General features: G+C 54.4%; 4 protein-coding genes. 1 reads left to right on the forward strand and 3 read right to left on the reverse strand.

Annotated features, from left to right (window positions below; all coding sequences use genetic code 11):
- Window positions 1-246: 246 nt before the first annotated feature.
- Window positions 247-12,573, forward strand: coding sequence for a carbohydrate-binding protein (locus HALA3H3_RS07200; RefSeq protein ID WP_022520899.1), 12,327 nt, complete (start codon window positions 247-249; stop codon window positions 12,571-12,573).
- A 1,060-nt stretch (window positions 12,574-13,633) separates the two neighbouring features.
- Here HALA3H3_RS07200 and HALA3H3_RS07210 read toward each other — a convergent pair.
- The 3 genes from HALA3H3_RS07210 to HALA3H3_RS07220 form a co-directional block, all read right to left on the reverse strand.
- Entirely contained in the window at window positions 13,634-13,867 is a 234-nt protein-coding gene (locus tag HALA3H3_RS07210) for a recombinase family protein (RefSeq protein ID WP_022520900.1), read from the reverse strand.
- Between the two features lie 186 nt (window positions 13,868-14,053).
- Window positions 14,054-15,601 (reverse strand): hypothetical protein, encoded by a 1,548-nt coding sequence (locus HALA3H3_RS07215; RefSeq protein WP_022520901.1) that lies wholly within the window; start codon window positions 15,599-15,601, stop codon window positions 14,054-14,056.
- Window positions 15,594-20,579, reverse strand: a complete 4,986-nt coding sequence (locus tag HALA3H3_RS07220) for an AAA domain-containing protein (RefSeq protein WP_022520902.1) — start codon at window positions 20,577-20,579, stop codon at window positions 15,594-15,596. Before HALA3H3_RS07220 ends, HALA3H3_RS07215 begins: the two co-directional genes overlap by 8 nt.
- Window positions 20,580-20,582 lie beyond the last annotated feature (3 nt).

Raw genomic sequence — 20,582 nt, forward strand, 5'->3', positions numbered from 1 at the left:
GAGCTATAACCCTCTACTTTCTAAAAATAATATTTAATAAACCAACCAAACAACACAACAACATTAGAAATTTAACCCTTGTGAGATATGAGAGGTTAACTAAGGTAGAAAATTGTAACGAGCATGGAGCCGAGGTGGCCACTACACGGCTCATGGGGATCTGATGCTCAGCACCTTCTCAATATCAACAACACTAATATGCCAGGTGTTGCCTGCAATTAGCTAATTACATCACAGGGGTGTCTTATGTTCTCTATTTCTTGGGTCGATGCAGCGAGTGGTGAAGTCCAGCGTGGCTTAAACAGCGCACAGACAGTGGCAGTAGATGAAATAGAAAATAGTGCAATCCGTATCATTCCTATCATTAATACCCCCCTTGATTCGTTATCTCTTACGGAATCAATCGAATTAACCATCATTAATAGCGAGGGTGAGTCACTAACGCTCACGAAAACATCTCCACCTTTTATCTTCGATAACCTCCCTAACCTTACCAATGGTGACGTTCAACTACTGATTAGCGCACTCGACAGTGGAGGCAACTTAATTGAAGCTGGCAGTGAGGCGGTCACCTTTGAAGTCACCGAAAGCCTTCCCGTGCCCCCTGTTTTCATCCCCATCCGTATTCAGGCAGAAGATACCGACAATACAGATGGCGACAGCAACTATGCTGTTATGACAGGCGGCGTGACCACGTCCGCCGTCGGTGAACCCAATGCCGTTAATGCTGATGGCAATGCCTATGCCGATTTTGTCGGCCCGAGTGGTGAAACTCTTACCTTCAATATCGATGTCCCGGAGGCGGGTGAATATGAACTGGCGGTAAGCTACGCCTTGAGTCGAAACAACGATGCTGTCGCCAGCGAACGTAACCGCCCTCTGCGTCTAGAAGTGAATGATCAGTTGGTTGATCGCATGTTTGACCTACGCAGTACCAGCCCCGAAGGCAATAATAATGCAAGTGACTTCACTACCTTCGCTGAACGCACCATTATTGTGCAGCTTCAAGAGGGGCAAAACAGCGTCAGCTTTACGTCCAATGGCCTCAGCGGCCCCAATGTGGATTATCTCGAGATCCGCAAACCCGCGCTAGGCAGTCAGGTGATCCAAGGCGAAGAGCTTTTTTTGTCACCAGAACCCGACCTAACCCCAGATGGCATCGATACCAATCGCCCGGTGACTACCGCCAATATCGTAAGCCTCAACGACACCTTTCGAGTAGGTGCCGAAGAGGCTAGCTACCTGGATTGGGCATTTGGCAATGTAGATGCTTATGGGGAATTTGTTTATCAAGCCCCCGTCGCGGGCACCTATTCCATGACCGTAACCTATGCCAGTTCCAGCGGCAGGCCGCTTGATTTGTCGCTGGTCGAAGGCAGCGGCTTAACGAGTATTGGCACCTTTGCATTTGCAGAAACAACGCCCGCCCTTTATATGCCCGATGATCTCGGTGATCTGCCCAGCGGCGTAACTACCAGTACGCCCGCTGCCACGCAATGGGAAGGTTGGACGACAGAAACACTCGAATTCACGCTAGCCGCTGGCGAAAACTTACTGCGGCTGGGCGGCCGCGCCAACGGCCCCAATATCGATAAAATTGAGATGGCGTTGGTGGCGGCAGAGCCTTCCGCACCCACCGCCCTGCTGCTAGATAACAACAGCGTGCTGGAAAACCAGGAAGGCGCCGTTATTGGTCAGCTCATTGTGGAAGACCAGGATGACGACACCCATAGTTTTACTGTCAGCGACGAGCGCTTCGAGGTAGATGTCAGCGGCGTATTGCGCTTGAAAAGCGGCACAAGCCTTGATTTTGAAACGACAACCTCGGTCAGCGTCGAGATAACCGCCACTGACCCGGCGGGTGCGAGTGTTAGCGAAACATTCGTCATTGCCGTTGGTGATGTTGAAGATAGCGTTACACCTCCTCCCGAGCCCGCCGATCCCATCCGTTTACAGGCGGAGGCGTTCGATACTGCCACAATCTTCACCATCGAGAACATCGCCGCCGCCGATGGCGGCCAAGCTATTCGCTTACCCGGCAGCAACGAAGGCACGGCCAGCTATGCACTTGATGGCAAGGTGGCTGCCGGTACCTATACCATCATCGTCGGCTATATCGACGAGAGCGATGGCGAAAGCACTGCTCAACTGAGCATCAGCAACGCCGAAGGCGAAAGCTTCAGCGGCGATTGGACGTTTGACGACGATGCCAACAGCGGCAACGGTGTTCAGCCGCAAAACTTTCGCACTGCCACCTTTACCGACGTGACCGTAGGTGATGACGCTACCCTGTCACTCAGCGCCAGCTCGACGGCGCTGGAGTACGCACGCATCGACTATATCGAGTTTGTGCCCACCGGCAGCGTGGAGCCGGAGCCCACTATCCTGCTGGGCATTGCCGATGCCGACCCGGTGGTAGAGAGTAGCGATGAGGGCGTCACCACGCTGAGCTTTGCGTTGAGCGCCTCAAACGCTTTTAGCGGTGACGTGGAGCTTACCCTGGAAATTAATGGCGTTGCCGACACCCGCACGGTCACCTTCACTGACGGAGTCGCCACCCTAGCGGTTGATGTCGCCAACGACGACGAAGATAACGGTAGCGAAACCGTCACGGTCGCCCTTATCGGCGCCACCGATGACAGCTTCGCCATCGACAGTACCGCCGCGACGGCCAGCGGTAGCGTCAGTGAAGATGACGAAGCGGTAGTGCCTGCCGATCCCATCCGCCTCCAGGCGGAAGCGTTCGACACTGCCACGACCTTTACCATCGAGAACATCGCCGCCGCCGATGGCGGCCAGGCCATTCGCCTGCCCGGAAACAGCGAAGGCACCGCCAGCTACGCCCTGGAGGGCAAGGTGGCCGCCGGTACCTATACCGTCATCGTCGGCTATGTCGACGAGAGCGACGGTGAAAGTAGTGCCCAGCTGAGTATCGGTAACGCCACCGGCGAGAGCTTCAGCGGCAATTGGATCTTCGATGACGACGCTGACAGCGGCAACGGTGTTCAGCCGCAAAACTTTCGCACTACCACCTTTGCCGACGTGACCGTGGGCGATGACGCTACCCTATCGCTCAGCGCCAGCTCGACGGCGTTGGAGTACGCGCGCATCGACTATATCGAGTTTGTGCCCACGGACAGCGGCGAGCCGGAGCCGACTATCCTGCTGGGCATCGCCGATGCCGATCCGGTGGTAGAGAGTGGCGATGAGGGCGTCACTACGCTGAGCTTTGCATTGAGCGCCTCAAACGCTTTTAGCGGTGACGTGGAGCTTGCCCTGGAAATTGATGGCGTTGCCGATACCCGCACGGTCACCTTTATCGACGGTGCCGCCACCCTAGCGGTTGATGTCGCCAACGACGACGAAGATAACGGTAGCGAAACCGTCACGGTCGCCCTTATCGGCGCCACCGGTGACAGCTTCGCCATCGACAGCGCCGCCGCAACAGCCAGCGGTAGCGTAAGCGAGGATGATGCCGTTCCAGACACTGTCGCGCCCATCGTTATCCAGGCAGAGGATGCTGCTCTGGTCACCGTCAATGATAGTGGCCTACCCTCCAATGCCGATTTCACGCGAGTGGTAGATCCTAATAATCCCGATGCCTTCACTAATTACCGCGAAGGAGCCGTCGGTGGTGCCTATATGGACTTTGGCACAAACCCCGGCGACGAAGTTATCTTCAACGTTGAAACCGAGGTAGCTGGCACCTACACCGCGGTAATTCGTTACGCCAACGGTAGCGCAGGGCCCCGCCCCCTTGACCTAATGATCAATGGAACGCCTGTTCCCCAAGCGGCTTTCCCGCCGGCAGTCAATGATGGCGTCAACGACCCATGGGATAGCTGGCTAGAGCTTGAAGTGGAGATGGAGCTTCAAGCTGGCCCCAACAGCGTCTCATTTGCCATACCGGCAGTGGCCGATGGCGGTGTCAATAACGGCCCCAATATCGATCAGATTATCTTCAACTACCAGCAGGACGACGGCGGTGAAGCACCCACCGAGCCCTTCCTGTTTGAGATTCAGGGTGAAGCGCTCACCATCGACGATGATGAGCCTACCCCTGATACAGTGGTTCGCGACGCTAGCAATCCCGAAACCAATGCAGCCGCTGGCCCGGACGGCCTATGGGATGGTTTTACCGGCAGCGGCTACCTCGATATGGGCAACGAAGCCGGTGATGCGGCCTTCTTTGAGGTAGCCGTCGAAGAAGCGGGCACTTATACCCTGAATGTGCGCTATGCCAACGGTGATGGCGCCGGGGCTAGCCGACCGATGACTCTCCTGGTAGGTGGCGCCCCCCAGGGCCAACTGGCCTTCCCCACCACTGGCGCAGGCAACGACGGCTGGGTGAATTGGCAAGACGCCACCATTGAGCTGGAACTGATGGCGGGCAACAACACCATCCGGCTGGAGAACGTCGGTAATGCCGGCCCCAATATTGATAGCCTGAGCGTCAGCCGAGAGGGTACTCAAGAGCCACCGGTTGTCGAGCCAGGTGAGCGCTTTGCCGTCAAGATTAATTTCGAGCCCGATGGCTTTGCCACTCCGGAAGGCTATATCGCCGATACCGGCTTAGCGTTTGGCGATCAATCCGTCGAGATCGATGGCCAAGTTTACCAGTACGGCTGGGTTACCGAGGCCTCCATCGCCGATGGCACCGAAAATGGCACTATACCGATGGCGATCAATACCCTCTCCAGTGTCGCCGTCAACGACCGTACCGATGAGATTGCCGGGCTTGATCCTCGCCAGGGCACCTACGCTCACTTCGACCAGCCTGCGGAAGGCTATGTACGCGCCGGATGGGAAATGGAACTGGACGACGGCTATTATGAGGTCACGATTTCTATCGGCGATACCTCAGGGCCTTACGACAGCGTCAATCTGATCAACGCCGAAGGTGAGCAATTCAGCACCCCCTTTACGCCGTTCCGGCCCGATGATTTTCCAGCCGACAATAGCCCCAGCAACGACACCGAAGGCTTCCGCTCCGAGTTGGTCACCCGCGTGGTACAGGTTACCGATGGCCGCTTGACCCTGGATTCGATTGGCCTTGGTGATAATACCGAGGTCCAGTATATCGAGATCCAGTCGATTCCCGACCTGACACCGGAGGATGACCGTGAGGCACCGGAAGATTACGCCTTCTTCACCGACCCGCGTGCTATCGCCGGAGTGGGCGAGAACGAGATTCGGGTCGAGTTAGACGCCGAAGACGGCACGCCCCCCACCGGCGTCGATCCCGATTCGGATATTTTCGTGGGCATCTCGGTCGTCGATGGCCGTGGTGGTGCTCTGCTGGAAAGCTTAGGTGACGGCTCCGTACGGCTCTTCGAAACTGTCAGCGGCGAAGAGGTAGCTCTCAACGTCAACACTACCGGCGGCTTCGATTCGTTGACGATTTCTCCCAACAGCATGCTCAAAGAGTTCACCAGCTACACCCTGGTCATCGAAGGCTTTCAGGATCGTGGCGCCAATGACGACCCAGACGCACCGACCCGGGAATTTCAGAAATTCACCAACACTTTTGTCACCGGTGAAGCCTCTGAAATTGTGCCAAGAGAAGTAGCGTTCAACGATGTCATTGAGCTCAACGGCGCTGCTGACAACGCTTACCAATTCACCTCGCTGGAGCTATCACCTGATGGTAGCAAGATGTACATCTCGAATATGCTGGGCGAGATCAAGCGTTACGACGTTAACCCGCAAACCGGCGCGCTCTCCAATGAGCAAGTGTTGGCACTCGACTATTTTGCAGGGGATTCGGCAGGATCGCGGGGCATTATCGGCCTAACCTTCGACCCTACCGATCCCAATGTCCTGTGGGTAAGCGATAACTATCCGATTCCACTTGAAGGGCGTGATAATGGCGTCCCCGATTTCAGTGGACGCATTTCCAAGATTACCCTGGAAGAAGGTGACGCTTTCAACGCCACTGCTGAAGCCTATATCACCGGACTGCCGCGCTCCAACGGCGACCACGTTACCAATAGCCTCGAATTCCGCGCCAACCCCGAATTCGACGCCAACACCAACCCAGACGTACCGAGCCACTTGCTGTATCTACTTCAGGGATCGAACTCGGCGATGGGGGCACCCGATAGTGCTTGGGGTAACCGTCCGGAGCGCCTGCTCAGTGCCGCTGTCATGGAAATAGATCCGACCCGTGAAGCGCCAGCAGGTGGCTTTGATGTAACCACCGAGCCCTTGCCTGAGGATGGCTTCAACCGCCGTTTCACCGACGATGACGGCGTTGATTTCAAGGCAGACCCGATTGCCATGGGTGATGACCGTTTTCTGGTCTTCGCGGCCAACGGTACCGCAACAGTAGAGGATTCCGATGGTAACTTGATCGAGAGTTATTATGATCCTTTCGCCGATGACGCTGTGGTCAAGATTTTTGCCACCGGCGTACGCAATGCCTATGACCTGGTGTGGCACTCCAATGGCAATCTCTACATCCCGACCAACGGCTCGGCGGCCGGCGGCAACGTACCGGATGACCCCTCGACGCCGCAAAATGAGTACGTAAGTAACGTCGAAAAACAGGACGACTACCTGTTTACGGTTAAGGAAGGAAGCTATTACGGACATCCCAACCCCCTGCGCGATGAGTTTATCCTCAATGGCGGTAACCCAACCGCAGGCAACGATGCCAACCAGGTAGGTAACTACCCTGCCGGCCAAGACCCTGACCCCAACTACGACATCGAGGGAATCTATTCGTTAGGCGAGAACCGTTCTCCCAACGGCGTCACCGAGTACACCAGCGGCGTGTTTGGCGGCAACCTGCAAGGCAGCGTGCTGTTCACCGAATATTCTGGTGGTGACGATATACGCTCCATTACTTTCGACGCCGCAGGCAACATCACTGGGGACGAAGTGCTCCGCAATGTGAATGGTAACGTTATCACCTACATAGACCCGCTGGATATTATCGAAAACCCGGCCACCGGCCAGCTCTACCTGCTGACGCTGAACCGCAACAACGGTCAGAGCCAGATCATTCGCCTCGACCCAGCGCCAGGTGGCGTCATTGTCGATCCTGAAGAGCCTGATGATGAGCTGGTGTCGCTACTCACTATTCAGGCAGAAGACAATACGCCCAACGATGGTACCAGCGTATCAATTGCTCAAGGTGGTGGTGCTGAGATTCAGATCCGCACGGTGAATAACCCCGAAGCCAACCAGCCAACCGGTGTGCGCCCTGGCGCCTTCGGTTTGGACGGTAACAATGATGATACCGATGGCGTATTAGGCGGCTATGCCGATTTTGGCAGTACGAATAGCGACTTTATCACCTTCAGTTTCGAGCTATCAGGGGCCGATGCGGGTGATTCAGTGCTGCGAGTTCGCTACGGTAACGGCGACACCGTAAACCGCCCGCTGGAAGTGTTCGTCAATAATGTCAGCGTGGGCACCTTCAACTTCAGCCCGCCAACGGGTGTGACCGGCGACGACGCCTGGAACGAGTGGCTAACGCTGGATATCCCAGCGTCGCTGGTATCAGGGCTTAATACGGTACGCTTCCAGGCCGTCAATAATACGGGCCCCAATATCGACCAGTTGGAGATCCTACAGGCCCCCGAAGACACATCGCCCGGCTACACCGACTACGAAGCTGAAAACGCTCAGCTCGATGGGCCGGTGATTATCACCAACAGTGAGGATGACCGCAACGCCTCGGGTGAAGGGTTCGTCGATTTCAATGGCACCAGCGACCAGAGTATTACCTGGACAGTAGAGGTCGATGAGGCTGGCACCTACGACGTTGGCTTCCGCTATGCCCTGGCAGCCTCCAAGGCTGACCGTCCAATGGTAGTCACCGTCAACGGTATCGATATTGGCACGCTCAATTTCCCAGGTCAGAGTAACGAAGCTGAGGATAACTGGTTCTTCCAGTCAACCGAGTTAACCCTGGGCACAGGCAGCAATACTATTACCGTCACAGCCCCGGGGGCCAATGGCCCCAATGTCGACCTGCTGCGCATCGCGGATACCCCATTGGATACCTTCGAGCCCGTTTACGCAGACATTGATGGCAGTGGCCGTATCGAGCTTGAAAGCGGCGATAGTGCCCGGGCTGTCAATGACCGTACCGCCGACTTCTACTTCACGGTGAATGAGGACGGCGCCTACAAACTTGACCTGGCCGCCAATGCGGGCGCACCGGATGGTGGTGCGTTGACGCTGCTGCTCAACGGGCAGCCGGTGGATGAGATGAGTTTCCCAGGCGTTGGCGAGGCCGGCGAGCAGTCCGCCTATATCGAGCTTCAGGCGGGACTCACCTACAACCTGCGGGTTGTTTCCACGGCGGATGGCGTCGATGAAATCGACTACCTCGATATCTCGCCCGCCCCCGGCAACCCCGATGCGGATATCGGTATCCAGAGCAACGATGCGGCCTACTACTCCGACCGCTTGCACTTCAGCTACCTGGAGAACGACAGCGCCTCCAACCCTAACCGTGACTATAAAGAGGATGCCACGGTCACCATCAGCAATACCGGCACCAATGAGCTGGTCTTTATTGACACCGATCTTGATGGCCCCTTCACTCTCGTCGATCCCGATATCTTCGCTGGCCTGACACTGGCTGCAGGAGAATCGATTGACGTGCAAGTGCTGTTTGACCGCGCGGCCTATACGCCACCCACTAACGATGCCGGCGACGGCGTCTTCGAGGGAACGCTGCGCCTGGTCACCAACGATGCGGACACCCCCGTCGCCGAAGTGCACCTGGCAGGCTTCTGGCAGGCGCGTGACGAAGGCGGCTGGGAGCCCAACGTCAACGAGGTCTGGGAAGTGTTCGGTTTTGGCAACGTCATCCAGGGGCTAACCACCGTAGGTGGTGGCGAGAACTCGGTTCTCAACGACTTCGACCTTTACCGGCCGGTCAATGATGACGAGGTGATGTCACGTTACTGGAAGATAGCCGATGGCTTCGAGTCGGCCACGATTACCCAGTTGGCGGCCTACCACGGCAACGGTGGAGCAACACTGGGGATTCATAATCCCGGCAATAAAAACCAGGATATTATCCTTTCCGATCATGCAGGCGACAATAACCAGTCGCTACTGCCTATCAAGGCCAATGGACAATTCGCGACGGCAACGTTCACTCGCGACCAAATCCCCGACGGCTGGATCGGTAACGATATCTTTGGTATCGAGGTTGCCAATCTCTCAACCGACCCGTCGCTCAATCCCACTGGAGGCGGCACGGTACCGCCAGGGGCGGAAGACATCGAACGTGGCTATACCGTGCGGGTATTCCAGGCACTGGATGCCAATGGCAACGTAATCCCTAACACCTACCTGGGCGTGATGGATTACACCGGCATCAACTATGACTACAACGACAACATGTTTGTCATTGAAGGGATCTCACCGGTTTCCGGCGGCGAGATCTCCATCACCAACCTGGATGGGGTACCCTCGGATGATCGCCTGGTGATGAGCCGAATAGAAAACCCGGCCAACGCCAGCCAGGTGTTCCACGACGAATCGACCTTTACCATCACCAACGATGGCTTCGCCGACCTGGAGATCAGCAGCCTGGCAATTTCCGATCCGAGCCTATTTGAGATCGTGGGAGCCACCGAAAACCTGATCATTCCCGCCGGCGGCACACTGGATGTCACCGTTCGCTTTATCGCCGAGGATTTCGATGACGGTACGCTGTATGAGTCCACGCTGACCATTAACTCAAACGACGGTGATGAGGGAACCAAAACGATCCAGCTGGCGGGGATTGCCCAGGGCCAGTCGGAGAATGGCCAGGAGCCGCTGGTACAGGAGATCATCGACGCCTTCGGCTTCTCGACCAATGTAGCCGAGGGGCAGATGAATCAGGGCGGGCTGGTGGAAGCGAACGGGGATGAGATTCTCTCGCCCTACTTCCAGCGTGCCGACGGTCAATCGCCGATCAAGATCACCCAGTTGGCGGCATATCATACCCAAGGCGATGTGGCGCGACTGTTTATCCACGATGTGGATAGCCGGGATCGTGACGAGATACTGGCCCACGACGAGCAGGATGGGCAAACGCTGCTGCCGCGGGCACTCAATAGTGGCGACTTGCTGACCACCACCACTCTGGATCGGGACGCGCCCTTTGGCTTCTTTGCGGACATTACCGGTCGCCAAGGCTACATCTCCTGGTCTGACCCCGATGCCAACCTCTACGAAGACACCATCGATGCTATCGGCAGCCCCGGCACCAACCTGAACTGGGACGAAAACGACGGCCACCTGATTCGCGTCTACGTAGCGAAAGACGCAGCAGGCAACGTCATTCCCAATACCTATATCGTGATTCAGGACTATGCGGGGGTGAACTACGACTACAACGACAATATCTTCCTGGTCGAGAATGTTCAGACCTATGACCCCACCGGGGTGGAGGATGCCGATGGCAACGGCCGCATCGATCTCTATGACGACAGTGACGGCGATGGCATTCCGAACTTCCTGGATGACCAGGCACCTGTAGAGCAAACTGCTTACAATACAGGCGAAACGCCGTGGACACTCGGGGCGGATGGATTGACGCTGGAAGCCAAGCTGTTCGATAACGGTGGCCAGGGCGTGGCCTACAACGACACCACCACCGCCCATCAGGGTGCAGCGTTCCGCTCCGACGAAGCGGTGGATATCTCCAACGGCACCGAAGCCTTGGGTTATATCGCCGATGGCGAGTGGGTCGAGTACACGCTCAATGTTGAAACGGCAGGCACCTATGCACTGAGCTTCCTCACCTCGGCAACATCAAATGGAAAATCCATCACCGCCGCTTTTGAGCAGGATGGCAACTTCCAGAGCAGTGCCTCGATCAACCTGCCCAATACCGGCAGCTTCACCAGCTTCCAGACGGTTGGCCCACTGGAGTTCGATCTTGATGCTGGCGAGCAAGTGTTGCGACTGACGTTCAACGGCGGCCAGCTTGACCTGCAGTCGTTCAGCTTCGAGGCGATCGACCTGGGAGAGGAGGAGCAACAGCCCTTCAACACCAACCAAACGCCATGGCTGGTAGAGGATGAAGGCCTCGTGCTGGATGCCGTCAACTACGATAGCGGCGGCCAGGATGTCGCCTACAACGACAGCAGCGAGAATCAGGAGGGTAGCAACTTCCGGGGCGATGGCGTGGACATCGTCGGTGACGGTTCGGCCATCGGCTGGATCGAAAACAATGAGTGGGTCGAGTACACGCTCAATGTGGCTCAGGCAGGCACTTACGAGCTCTCCTTCCTCTCGGCGCTGGGGTCGACCGGTGGTGCCGCACGCTCCATTACTGCGTCCTTCGCCCAAGGGGATAGCCCTTACACCACCGCCTCGCCGGTCAGCGTGAACTACAGCGGCAGTTGGACGACCTTTGTACCCACCGACAGCGTACAGGTAGAACTGGAAGCCGGTGAACAGGTGCTGCGCTTAACCTTTAACGGCGGCTCCCAAGACCTGGCCTCGTTCTCACTCGCCCCGATCACTACTACCGGCAGCCAAATACCCTTCAATGACAGTGGAACCCCCTGGGAGGTGGGCGACAGCTTCACGCTGGATGCCGCACTATTTGATGTCGGCGGTGAAGGCATCTCTTACAGCGATAGCGATCCTCAGCAAGAAGGTAGCAATTTCCGTGAAGGCGGCGTTGATATCGTCGGTAATGGCACAGCGATCGGCTGGGTTGATGTTGGAGAATGGGTTGAGTACACCATCGACGTGGCCCAATCCGGCACTTACAGCCTATCGTTCCTCGCTTCGACTCCCTCAAGCGATGTCACCATCACTGCCGCCGTCGAAAAAAATGGGGCGTTCTATCTGGAAGCCAGCTCACCGCCGCTGCCCAACACTGGCTCCTGGAGCAACCCTGTTGCCAGTGACGGTATGTTGCTCGATTTACAGGCCGGGGAGCAGACCCTGCGGTTAACCTTCAACGGGTCAGCGGGCAGCGACTTGATGGACTTCCAATCATTCACCCTTGAACGTGAGAACGTACAGCAAGCCTTTAACGAGGAGGGCACCCCCTGGTTGATTGACGACGACGGCCTGTTTCTCGACGCTATCAACTACGACCAGGGTGGCGCGGGCATAGCCTACAACGATAGCAGCGAAACCCAACTGGGTAACGCCAGCATTCGCGGCGAAGGTGTGGATATTGTTGGCGACGGTGAGGCCATAGGTTGGATCGCCAATAATGAATGGGTAGAGTACACCGTCGATGTCGTTGAAGCTGGCGAACACACCTTCTCGTTTATTACCGCGACACCTTGGTCTGGCCGCAGCATAACGGTCGCCGCTGAGAAAGATGGCGTGTTCTACGCACAAGCCTCCCCGCTTAGCGTTCCCAATAGCGGCGACTGGGGAAACTATGTCCAAGGGCCGGAGGTGACGCTCAACTTGCAGGAAGGCGAGCAAGTGGTACGGCTAACCTTTAATGGTGGCTCAATGGATCTTCAATCACTCATCATTGAGCAAAGCGAGAACCAGCCCTCAGCACTAAGCCTTAATAGCGGCGAAGATGCCTTGGGAGTGACGGGAGTTCAAGAGCCATCAACGAGTGAGCTGTTGTTCTAACCGCGGTTACCAAGCCTGGTACGCAATATAGCCCGCTTTTTAGCGGGCTATATTGTGATCTCGTTAATCGTTTTAGGCGTTTTACGTCTTTAAAAAGGTAGTGTATAGCAGTCAAGCAAAGAAACGATCAAATAAACCATGTAACCTCCTGACTTTTATACACTTTCCAAAATAAAGCGACATTTTTAAACTACCTATTCCAGGCAAAACGTTGATAAAAGCGTCACTATGTACGGTTTAGGCCTGATAATTTACACTTTTTAGGTCCTGTCAGCACGCATAGATTAGTCACCTCACTGTCAACGTAACCCGCTTTTTCATGCTCACTTTGACGCCATGATTGCCGCATGTATAAGCAGCTCATCTACGATTCGCTCGTTGTACCGTAAAGATAAGCCGCTCTATCTTAGACCCCCTTGCTTAATCAAAGGAGGTAAGCAGCAGACCGAGGTATTAGGCAGAAGGTAAGCTGATGCAGCTTGATAGCCGACACATCGCAACCTAGTCGTATCACATGAAGCTAGGACGGAGTGAATGGCAATAGGATGGCAAGGATATTTTAAGTGGCCCAGACCACTCACCAGCCGAAAGCTGATACGTTTAAAGGTTAACCAATAGAAATCTTTTTTTCCACCCCCAACTAGTGAATAAGCTACTACCACGTTCTTTATAGCAGATGCTGTGTAATTGATTGAATAAAGGAACAAAAGCCCTGCAACAGCGTGGCTTTCGCCTTACTGGAAGAACTTACAAAGTGTGTAAGAGCTAGGTTCTGTACGAAAAGTCGGTTTATCTTGAGCAACAAGGTGAAAGCAGCCCCGAAAAGGCATCCAGCCCCCCCAAAATCGAGCATTTACTGATCATTTTTTAGGCCTTTCAAATCCGGCTCAGGACTTTTCGTACAGAGCCTAGGACTTATAGCCTGCCGCCAGCACGCAGGTACTCATAGAGGCCGGTTGATGACGAACTCACGCGCCAGAGCGGCCTTCTACTCACGAGCTTCGGCGCGAAGACGCAGCTCAGCGACCTGGTTGCTGTTCAAGGCTGGCTTGCGACCAAGCTAGACGCCGCGCTGCTTGGCCATCGGTGAATCCTCGCCGGTGAACGTCAGTCCCTCCTTCACGAACTCGATGCGCACCAAGCGACCGGAGAGCTGCGGCACCAAGCCGCGCAGGTCGTTCAGGTTGCGGGCGAGACTATTCATGCTGTAGACCACCAAGGTGTCACCGTCACACCCTCGAGCTGACAACCCAGGGTCTGAGCGAAAGTACTGACCCGGATGTAGCAGATCCACTGCCCGTGCATGCCGCCTCCAGGCTGAATGTGTAGGGTTTAACCCTATGAACCTACCATACACCTGTCAAACAACGCGGAAAATGAACCTATCTAGACGCCAGGTAGACGGCACTCTGCAAGTTTGGACAGGTATACTGACACTTATAGCATACGCCCTGCTCATAGGTTCCAGACCTATAGACGGTTATTCACCATCTTGATCGACCTTCCTCGGCGCTGAGGTGGCCTTATTGAGCCTCAGGATTGGCCTACGATTTGTCTGAGAGTAATGGGTACGGCAATCCCCCATGATCTCGTTGATATCAGCATCGTTTTCACTCCACGCGAGCGCGGGTTGGCCTCGGCCTTTGACCAGACGGTCGAGGTAAGTCTCGATCTTCTCCAGGCGGGGCTTGTCCACGGTCACATAGCCGATCGGTACCGTCACGGCGCTCGCGTTGTCGGGTTGAACATGATATTGGACCACGGCTAGCTGGCCAGGGATCAGGAATAACTCAACCTGAGTTTGCAGATCGCCACCCATGTACGCGATGCCATTAGGGATTCGCGTATGCAGGCTTGACTTCAAATGTCCAAGGTCCCTATTTTCCTCATAAGGCATGATAGCTGTTACTGGTCCACAGCTCTCACGATCTTCAGTGAGGCGCCGGGATATTTCATTGCAGAAGTCACTCATGAGATAACCGCTGGCTCCCCACAGCGGTGCAGAACTCGATAGCCAGAAGGCTCGTTGTATCTCGTTGGGTTTCCAATCCTTAGACACTTCTTCGAGCATCCGGTCGATTGTTTTCTTGTTGTTACGATCAAAGATTGGGCCAATCATCGAGCGCGTGGCAGGTGTGCCATAGCCAGTCTTGCGGTTGGCGTGATCGATGAGCCAGCGATTCAGATCCAAGCCTCTGTCGTCAATGTAGCGATCCAGCACCTGGTCATCGAAGACGTTGCAGTAGCGGTGGATGCTCATCCCTTTGGTAGGCATCTTGAGGCTATTGAGATAATCGGAGATTTTAGTCTCAACCTCCATGGACAACGGCCGGTGTCGTTCGCTGCTAACTTTCTCGGCTACTTTCTTGATGATCTCCAGGTCTCCCTCCCTGGTTGGGCGCACCCAAATTTCAAGGTCGATCGGGATCTGAATAAACCTACCCGGACTGCATCCATCCACCTTGTATAGTCGGGTCTTCTTCGTATCGACTTCTGGACGACGCGAGTAGTCCAGAAATGCCCGATACTGCCCCCCAAACTTTTCAGCGATCATTTCTGGCGCAGGACTGTGGTTATCCTCCGGTATCGGGAGTTGTGGCAAACCAAATCGACTTCGGTTGTAGGCCTTAGAAGGCATGACCGAAACCGTTAGCGCTTCAAAGACTACAGTTTCAGTGCGCACCTCATACTTTGTCAGGCTGGGTACTGCTTCAGGATTGCCTTTTGTCCTGTCCATAAGCATGTTCGTGGGAATAAGCATGCCCTCGTTGGAGTAGGTGACTAGCTTATTCTTATGCAGAGTTTCGATGAGCACGTCACACTCGCGCTTGCTTAAACCGAAGTACTGCTGAACCTCGCTAGAAGTCACCTCACGTAGGGCAATGAGCAGCCTGCAGGTGAACTCCTCAATCGCCGGCAGCGGGATCTCCTGAGTCCAGGCACAGTTGATGTGATAGCTATAGGCTGGGATCAGCAGCGATATGGTATTGCACAGACGTACGCCACTAGTTTCGATTTCGTCATGCATGTCGTGTGCCCTCAATAACGGTTGTTCCATCGACAAACTCGTAATTCTCGTTTCCAGCAATGGTTTGCTCGCTAATGAAGCTCAATACATCTGCCAGCGACGATTGTTTGTTTGATGCATCCCACATGTTCTTGGAACCGATCACGACTAAGCGTTCCTGCGCACGGGAAAGGGAAACATTGATACGGGATGCATCTACCAAGAAGCCCTGCTTGCGCTCAGGGTTGTTTCGAACCAAGCTGAGAAAAACGATAGTTCTCTCTTTCCCTTGGTACGCATCCACCACATCGATGTGACAAAGATCTCGAAGCGGTGCCATCCACTCAGCCCTCGATAGCTCTGCCTCCAGCAATTTCTTCTGCGCCCGATACATGACGATAATGCCTATAGGGAAAGGCTGCTTTTCCGATTGATTGGCCCGCAGCTTTTCAAGGGATTCAGAGTTGGCAAGCTGCCTAAGCATATAAGTGACAACCGCAATCTCGTGTCGATTAGTGATCACACCACTGCCGTCGTCATCCTCAAAGAGAGCGCGATCACCGGTACCGCTGTCGATCCAAGTGACCGGTTTGTTGAGCGGATACGGAAGTTCAGAGAACCATTCAGGTGCCTGCTTCCGATGGCTCTTGAGCTTACCATCGTAAAAACAGTGCGAAATAATAGCGCCAATTGGCTCAATCATGCGGTATTGAGTATCGAGAGCGATACCATCGTTGGCGATGAATGCGCGCTCGAAGTCTGTCTTTCTAATCTCTGCCTCATCTACTCCAAGTTTGCGCGAAACATGGCGTATGTGTGAAAGCTCATACTGCGGGGGCAATTGGCGGTGGTCTCCTACCAACAGCGCACGCTTGGCGCATTGCATAGCAATCATCAATTCGGAAGCCTGAGCCCTACCCGCCTCATCAACGATAACCCAGTCGAACTCCTGCTCTTCGATGTTGAGCCATTTAGCGCCCATGCCGACTAGAGTGCCGGTTACCAACTGGCTGGATTTCACGAAGAAACGGTCAAAGCTTGCCGAGCCCGACGCGAGAACATCAATCCAATCCTTGCTGATTTCGATCAAATGATTCAGTTGCTGGATAGCCAACTGATTTGTAACGCCATGGCTCATGGCAATTTGGCGAACCAATTCGCGCCAATAGCCCGGATCAGTGACTTCGGGCAGTTCAAACTCATAGCCTCGGGTCTGGATATTGTTTTCGACGATCTGCTTGCAGTCTTCCAGGCTTCGCTTGAACTCTGCGATGCGTGCCTGGCGATCAGAGCTTGGTTCGCGCCGCTCACTGAGGTCATTAATGTTGCTCATAAGCACCGCGATGCGAGAAAGCAGAGGGCTGATGCTACGGTGTAACTTGGCAATGTCCTCAATGAATTCCTGATCCAGTAGTAGCCGGGGGGCTAGGACATTGATGCGCTTCTCGTACTCGCGCTGAAACTTGTGGCGCATCTTGCGTTGAATGGAGCTGGAGTGGCACTGCAGTAGTTTCGCATCGATCAGATGCTCTTGCCCGAGACGTACTAGACTGATTTGGTTACCCAAATCCTCGCAGAGCTCCTTGGCTTTGATAGCCACGGTATCCACCGATGTGTGTGACTGCCCTACCAGCAAGATATTGCCCGCCAAACCATTTTCGAAGAGATAGTGGATCAGCTTGCTGACGAAGGCCGTCTTACCCGTACCTGGGGGCCCCTGGAGCACCGAAATAGGGGCTTGACTGACGACTTTTTGGAAAGCAGCCACCTGTTTGGGGTTGAGCTGCTCGTTCGAACCGTTTTGGTTATCGTATCGAAGTCGGATATCCTCTTCGGTGGGCACTGAATGGACAACCTTGGATCGAACGGTGCCTTCTTCATCGAAATAGCCAGGCAGATTGTGGATACGGGAGTTGCCCGTCAGCACTCTGTCCATGGCCTTCTGCCGACGGAAACGAGAAGCGTGGTTTCGTTTAGACTCAAAGAACAACTTTGTGCCCTCGGTGACGCGCTTCTTAAAAGCAGAAAGAGATTCGTTCTGGGTTTTAACCGCCAGGATCTCATCACCTGACTCTTCAGGTATCACCCAGCCAAACTGGCGAGTCTCATCAGCCAGATAGATCCCGATTTCTTCGTCATCATCGACGGGAAACTCTAGCTCGTTGCCAGTTTTCAAAATGCACGGGATCAGCCAAGCACCCGACTTGCTCTCTTCTATTTCACTGCTGCCAACCTCCACCTTGAGACGCTGCTCTCCTTCGGTTTCCATGAGTGCATGCCAGATATGATGAGGCTTGACAGTCTGTTCTACACATTTCTGTAGCGTGTCATCCTCAGCCAGTTCCTTCTCTTCGGTACCGAACATGTCTTCAAGCAGATCCAGAACCGCATCCTGGCTCATCATAAATTCGATGAAGGAATTAGGTTTGTCGGTCGGCATAAAGCCGCGCTCAACGGAGATTGGTGTGGTAAAGCTGTACTGAGCCCGCTGGGCTGCATTGGCGTAATCGTTGAGCCCCGAGTCAGTGATCCAGGCACCTGAGATGTTTCGGTTTTCAGGATTGAGGAGCACGTGCAACTTTTTGTAATGCGCCGTAATAACACAGAACAGCTCGAGCTTATTCTTGGATGAGATGCTGACGCTAAGGTGATACTCCAGCCCCTCCTCCTGCAACAGGCTAGCCTGTGCTGGGAGCTGCATGTCCTGATGGATTAGACGAAGTGGTGGCTCTGATATCTTTGGGGGCGCCGACAGGTGCTCAAGCTCAGCTTTGAGGCAATCACGCAACAGTACGAGATCGACGGGGATGCCCTCTGGCTGTTGGGAGGCGGCCTGGAGCTCTGCTCGTAGCTCGCGTGAGATAGAATCGCCGAATAGTTCTTCCACCATGCGGTACACTGCGAACTTATCGCGACCGAAGCCATCGGTAGAAGCAGGATTAGACGGGCCATATTCGGTGTTGTAGGGGTCAGATGTGTCTCCGTAGTCTAACGCGTCGATCAACAGCATCTGCGGAGCCGGCTTGCTTTCTTGATCAACCTTACCTGCACCATCTCGCACGAGAATATTTCCGGGATGCAGGTCGCCATGGGAAAAATCGCTACTGTGGATCTGGATGATCAGTTCGCAAACTGCAAGAGCACAGTGGAGCTTGTCTTCTCTGGCAATCAGCGTTTTAGCATGCTCATCCCATGTCGTGCCCTCTTCATAGCGAGTCAAAATGAAAAGCCCAGAACCTTCGCCAAACATGCCGTACTGCATCACGCCTGAGATAGGCAGATCAGCATCAATCGAATTTTCAATACGGCGGCGTAAACGCAACAGCCTTCTATTCGTGCCTGGATTCTTAAGGTCTATGGCAGCTTTCTGCCAAAACTTGAGCAACCCTTTCTCACCATTGACCATGCAGGGGTAGACAATTTTTTCTCCGAACAATGGCGGAGCCTCGCCAGGGATAGGGGGGAAATGGCTCATAAGCGCAAATGGGCTCAAATCACGTTTTATGAAATTGCCCTTAGCCAACTCCTGAATGACCGTTTGCGCGTCATCGTAGGGTTCGTCCTTGCCCAGAGAGATTGCGTTGAACTCTGCGTGCATTTCGGCAGCGTTAGCGAAGCGGTTCTGATGTTCTAGATCCATCGCCTTGGAAAAGAAGTCGTTCAGTTTTCCTTCAAAAGGGTCGTTTTCGATTGGCTGCCAGATGGCCACACCTTCATCAACTTCCATTTTATGCTCGGGGAAGCAGATCTTATGGGCAATGATCGCCAGCAAATAGACGTCTTGGGCGAAGGGGTTTCGTATGTCGCCCTCGCTGCCGTAAACGTCCTCTGGAATCATCGAATACGAACTTTTGAGGTGCGTGCTTAGATCCTTAACTGTGCCCTTCTCAGGCAAGAATGACGCATGGAAACCGCTTGCCAGGATGTAGGCACTGTCCTCGGCGTACCAGAGGTTATGTGGCTGGATATCCCGGTGCGCAGCACCCATGCTGTGTAACTCAGCAAACGGAGAGAGTAGTGCACGCACAATATCCAGCTTCTGCTCAGGGCTCCACTTATGGGCATTGAGAGTAATGTAATCGCTTAGGCGACGAGTGTTGTTTTTGACCTCGTACATGGCCACGCAGTCGGCTGCGATGTTGTCCTCGTCAGGTGGGTCGAGAGGACGTAGCATATAGTGCTGCAGGGGGCTATTGGTTGCAGAAGCCATCCTATAAAGATGGTCTTCGCGAGTGACGATCTTTTCCCAGATGCTATCCTCGCGGTTAAGGATGCCCAGTACTGTCAGATCCCAACGGCGAATCATTGCGCGTTGGGCATGGAATTTCTCATGTTTCGCGGGATACTCGGCGAATAGATTGTTCTCATGTTGGTAATCGGGGAGTTCTGACGCCTCGTAGCCCTTCACTTTAAAGCTAGCGGGCTCTACCCGGCTACCTCGAAAGAAGTTGTCGAAGTGCTTTCTATTGGCCTCATCGTTGGGGCGAAGCCGATTAACGGAGTCAAATTTGACATTCTGAGGGCCAGTAATGATGGCATTGTACCCGTCGATATCGCGGATACTCATGAACTCATCTAAGGTATGAACGAAGTTGCGCTCGCCGGCTGGCAAGTTTTTCGGAGTTGCCTCACCACACAACACTACATGGGCTTCGACATAGGGGGTGTAGCCCAAAGAGTGATGTAGATATTCTCGGAGGATGTTTACTAATCGGTATCCCTGGTCTCGTTTAGTATGGTAAGGACTCTTGGAACGGAACCTCCCGTTAATGTACCAATTGCCATCGTAAGAGGTCAGCTCGCCCCGCCAGTTCTTCAGTTCTACAACCAAAACTCGATCATGAGTGATAATGATCAGGTCGAATTCCATCGAGCCTTGGGAGTCTGTAATCAAAACTGAAGCGTAGGCGTACCATGAGTTACGTAGCTCAGCCTCCATTCGACTGACCGCTTTCGTTTCACTGCCGTGCAAACCCAAACCCTTGACAATAATCTTCATACT

Source organism: Halomonas sp. A3H3, assembly GCF_000982975.1.
In the GTDB taxonomy this organism is placed as follows: Bacteria; Pseudomonadota; Gammaproteobacteria; order Pseudomonadales; family Halomonadaceae; genus Vreelandella; species Vreelandella titanicae.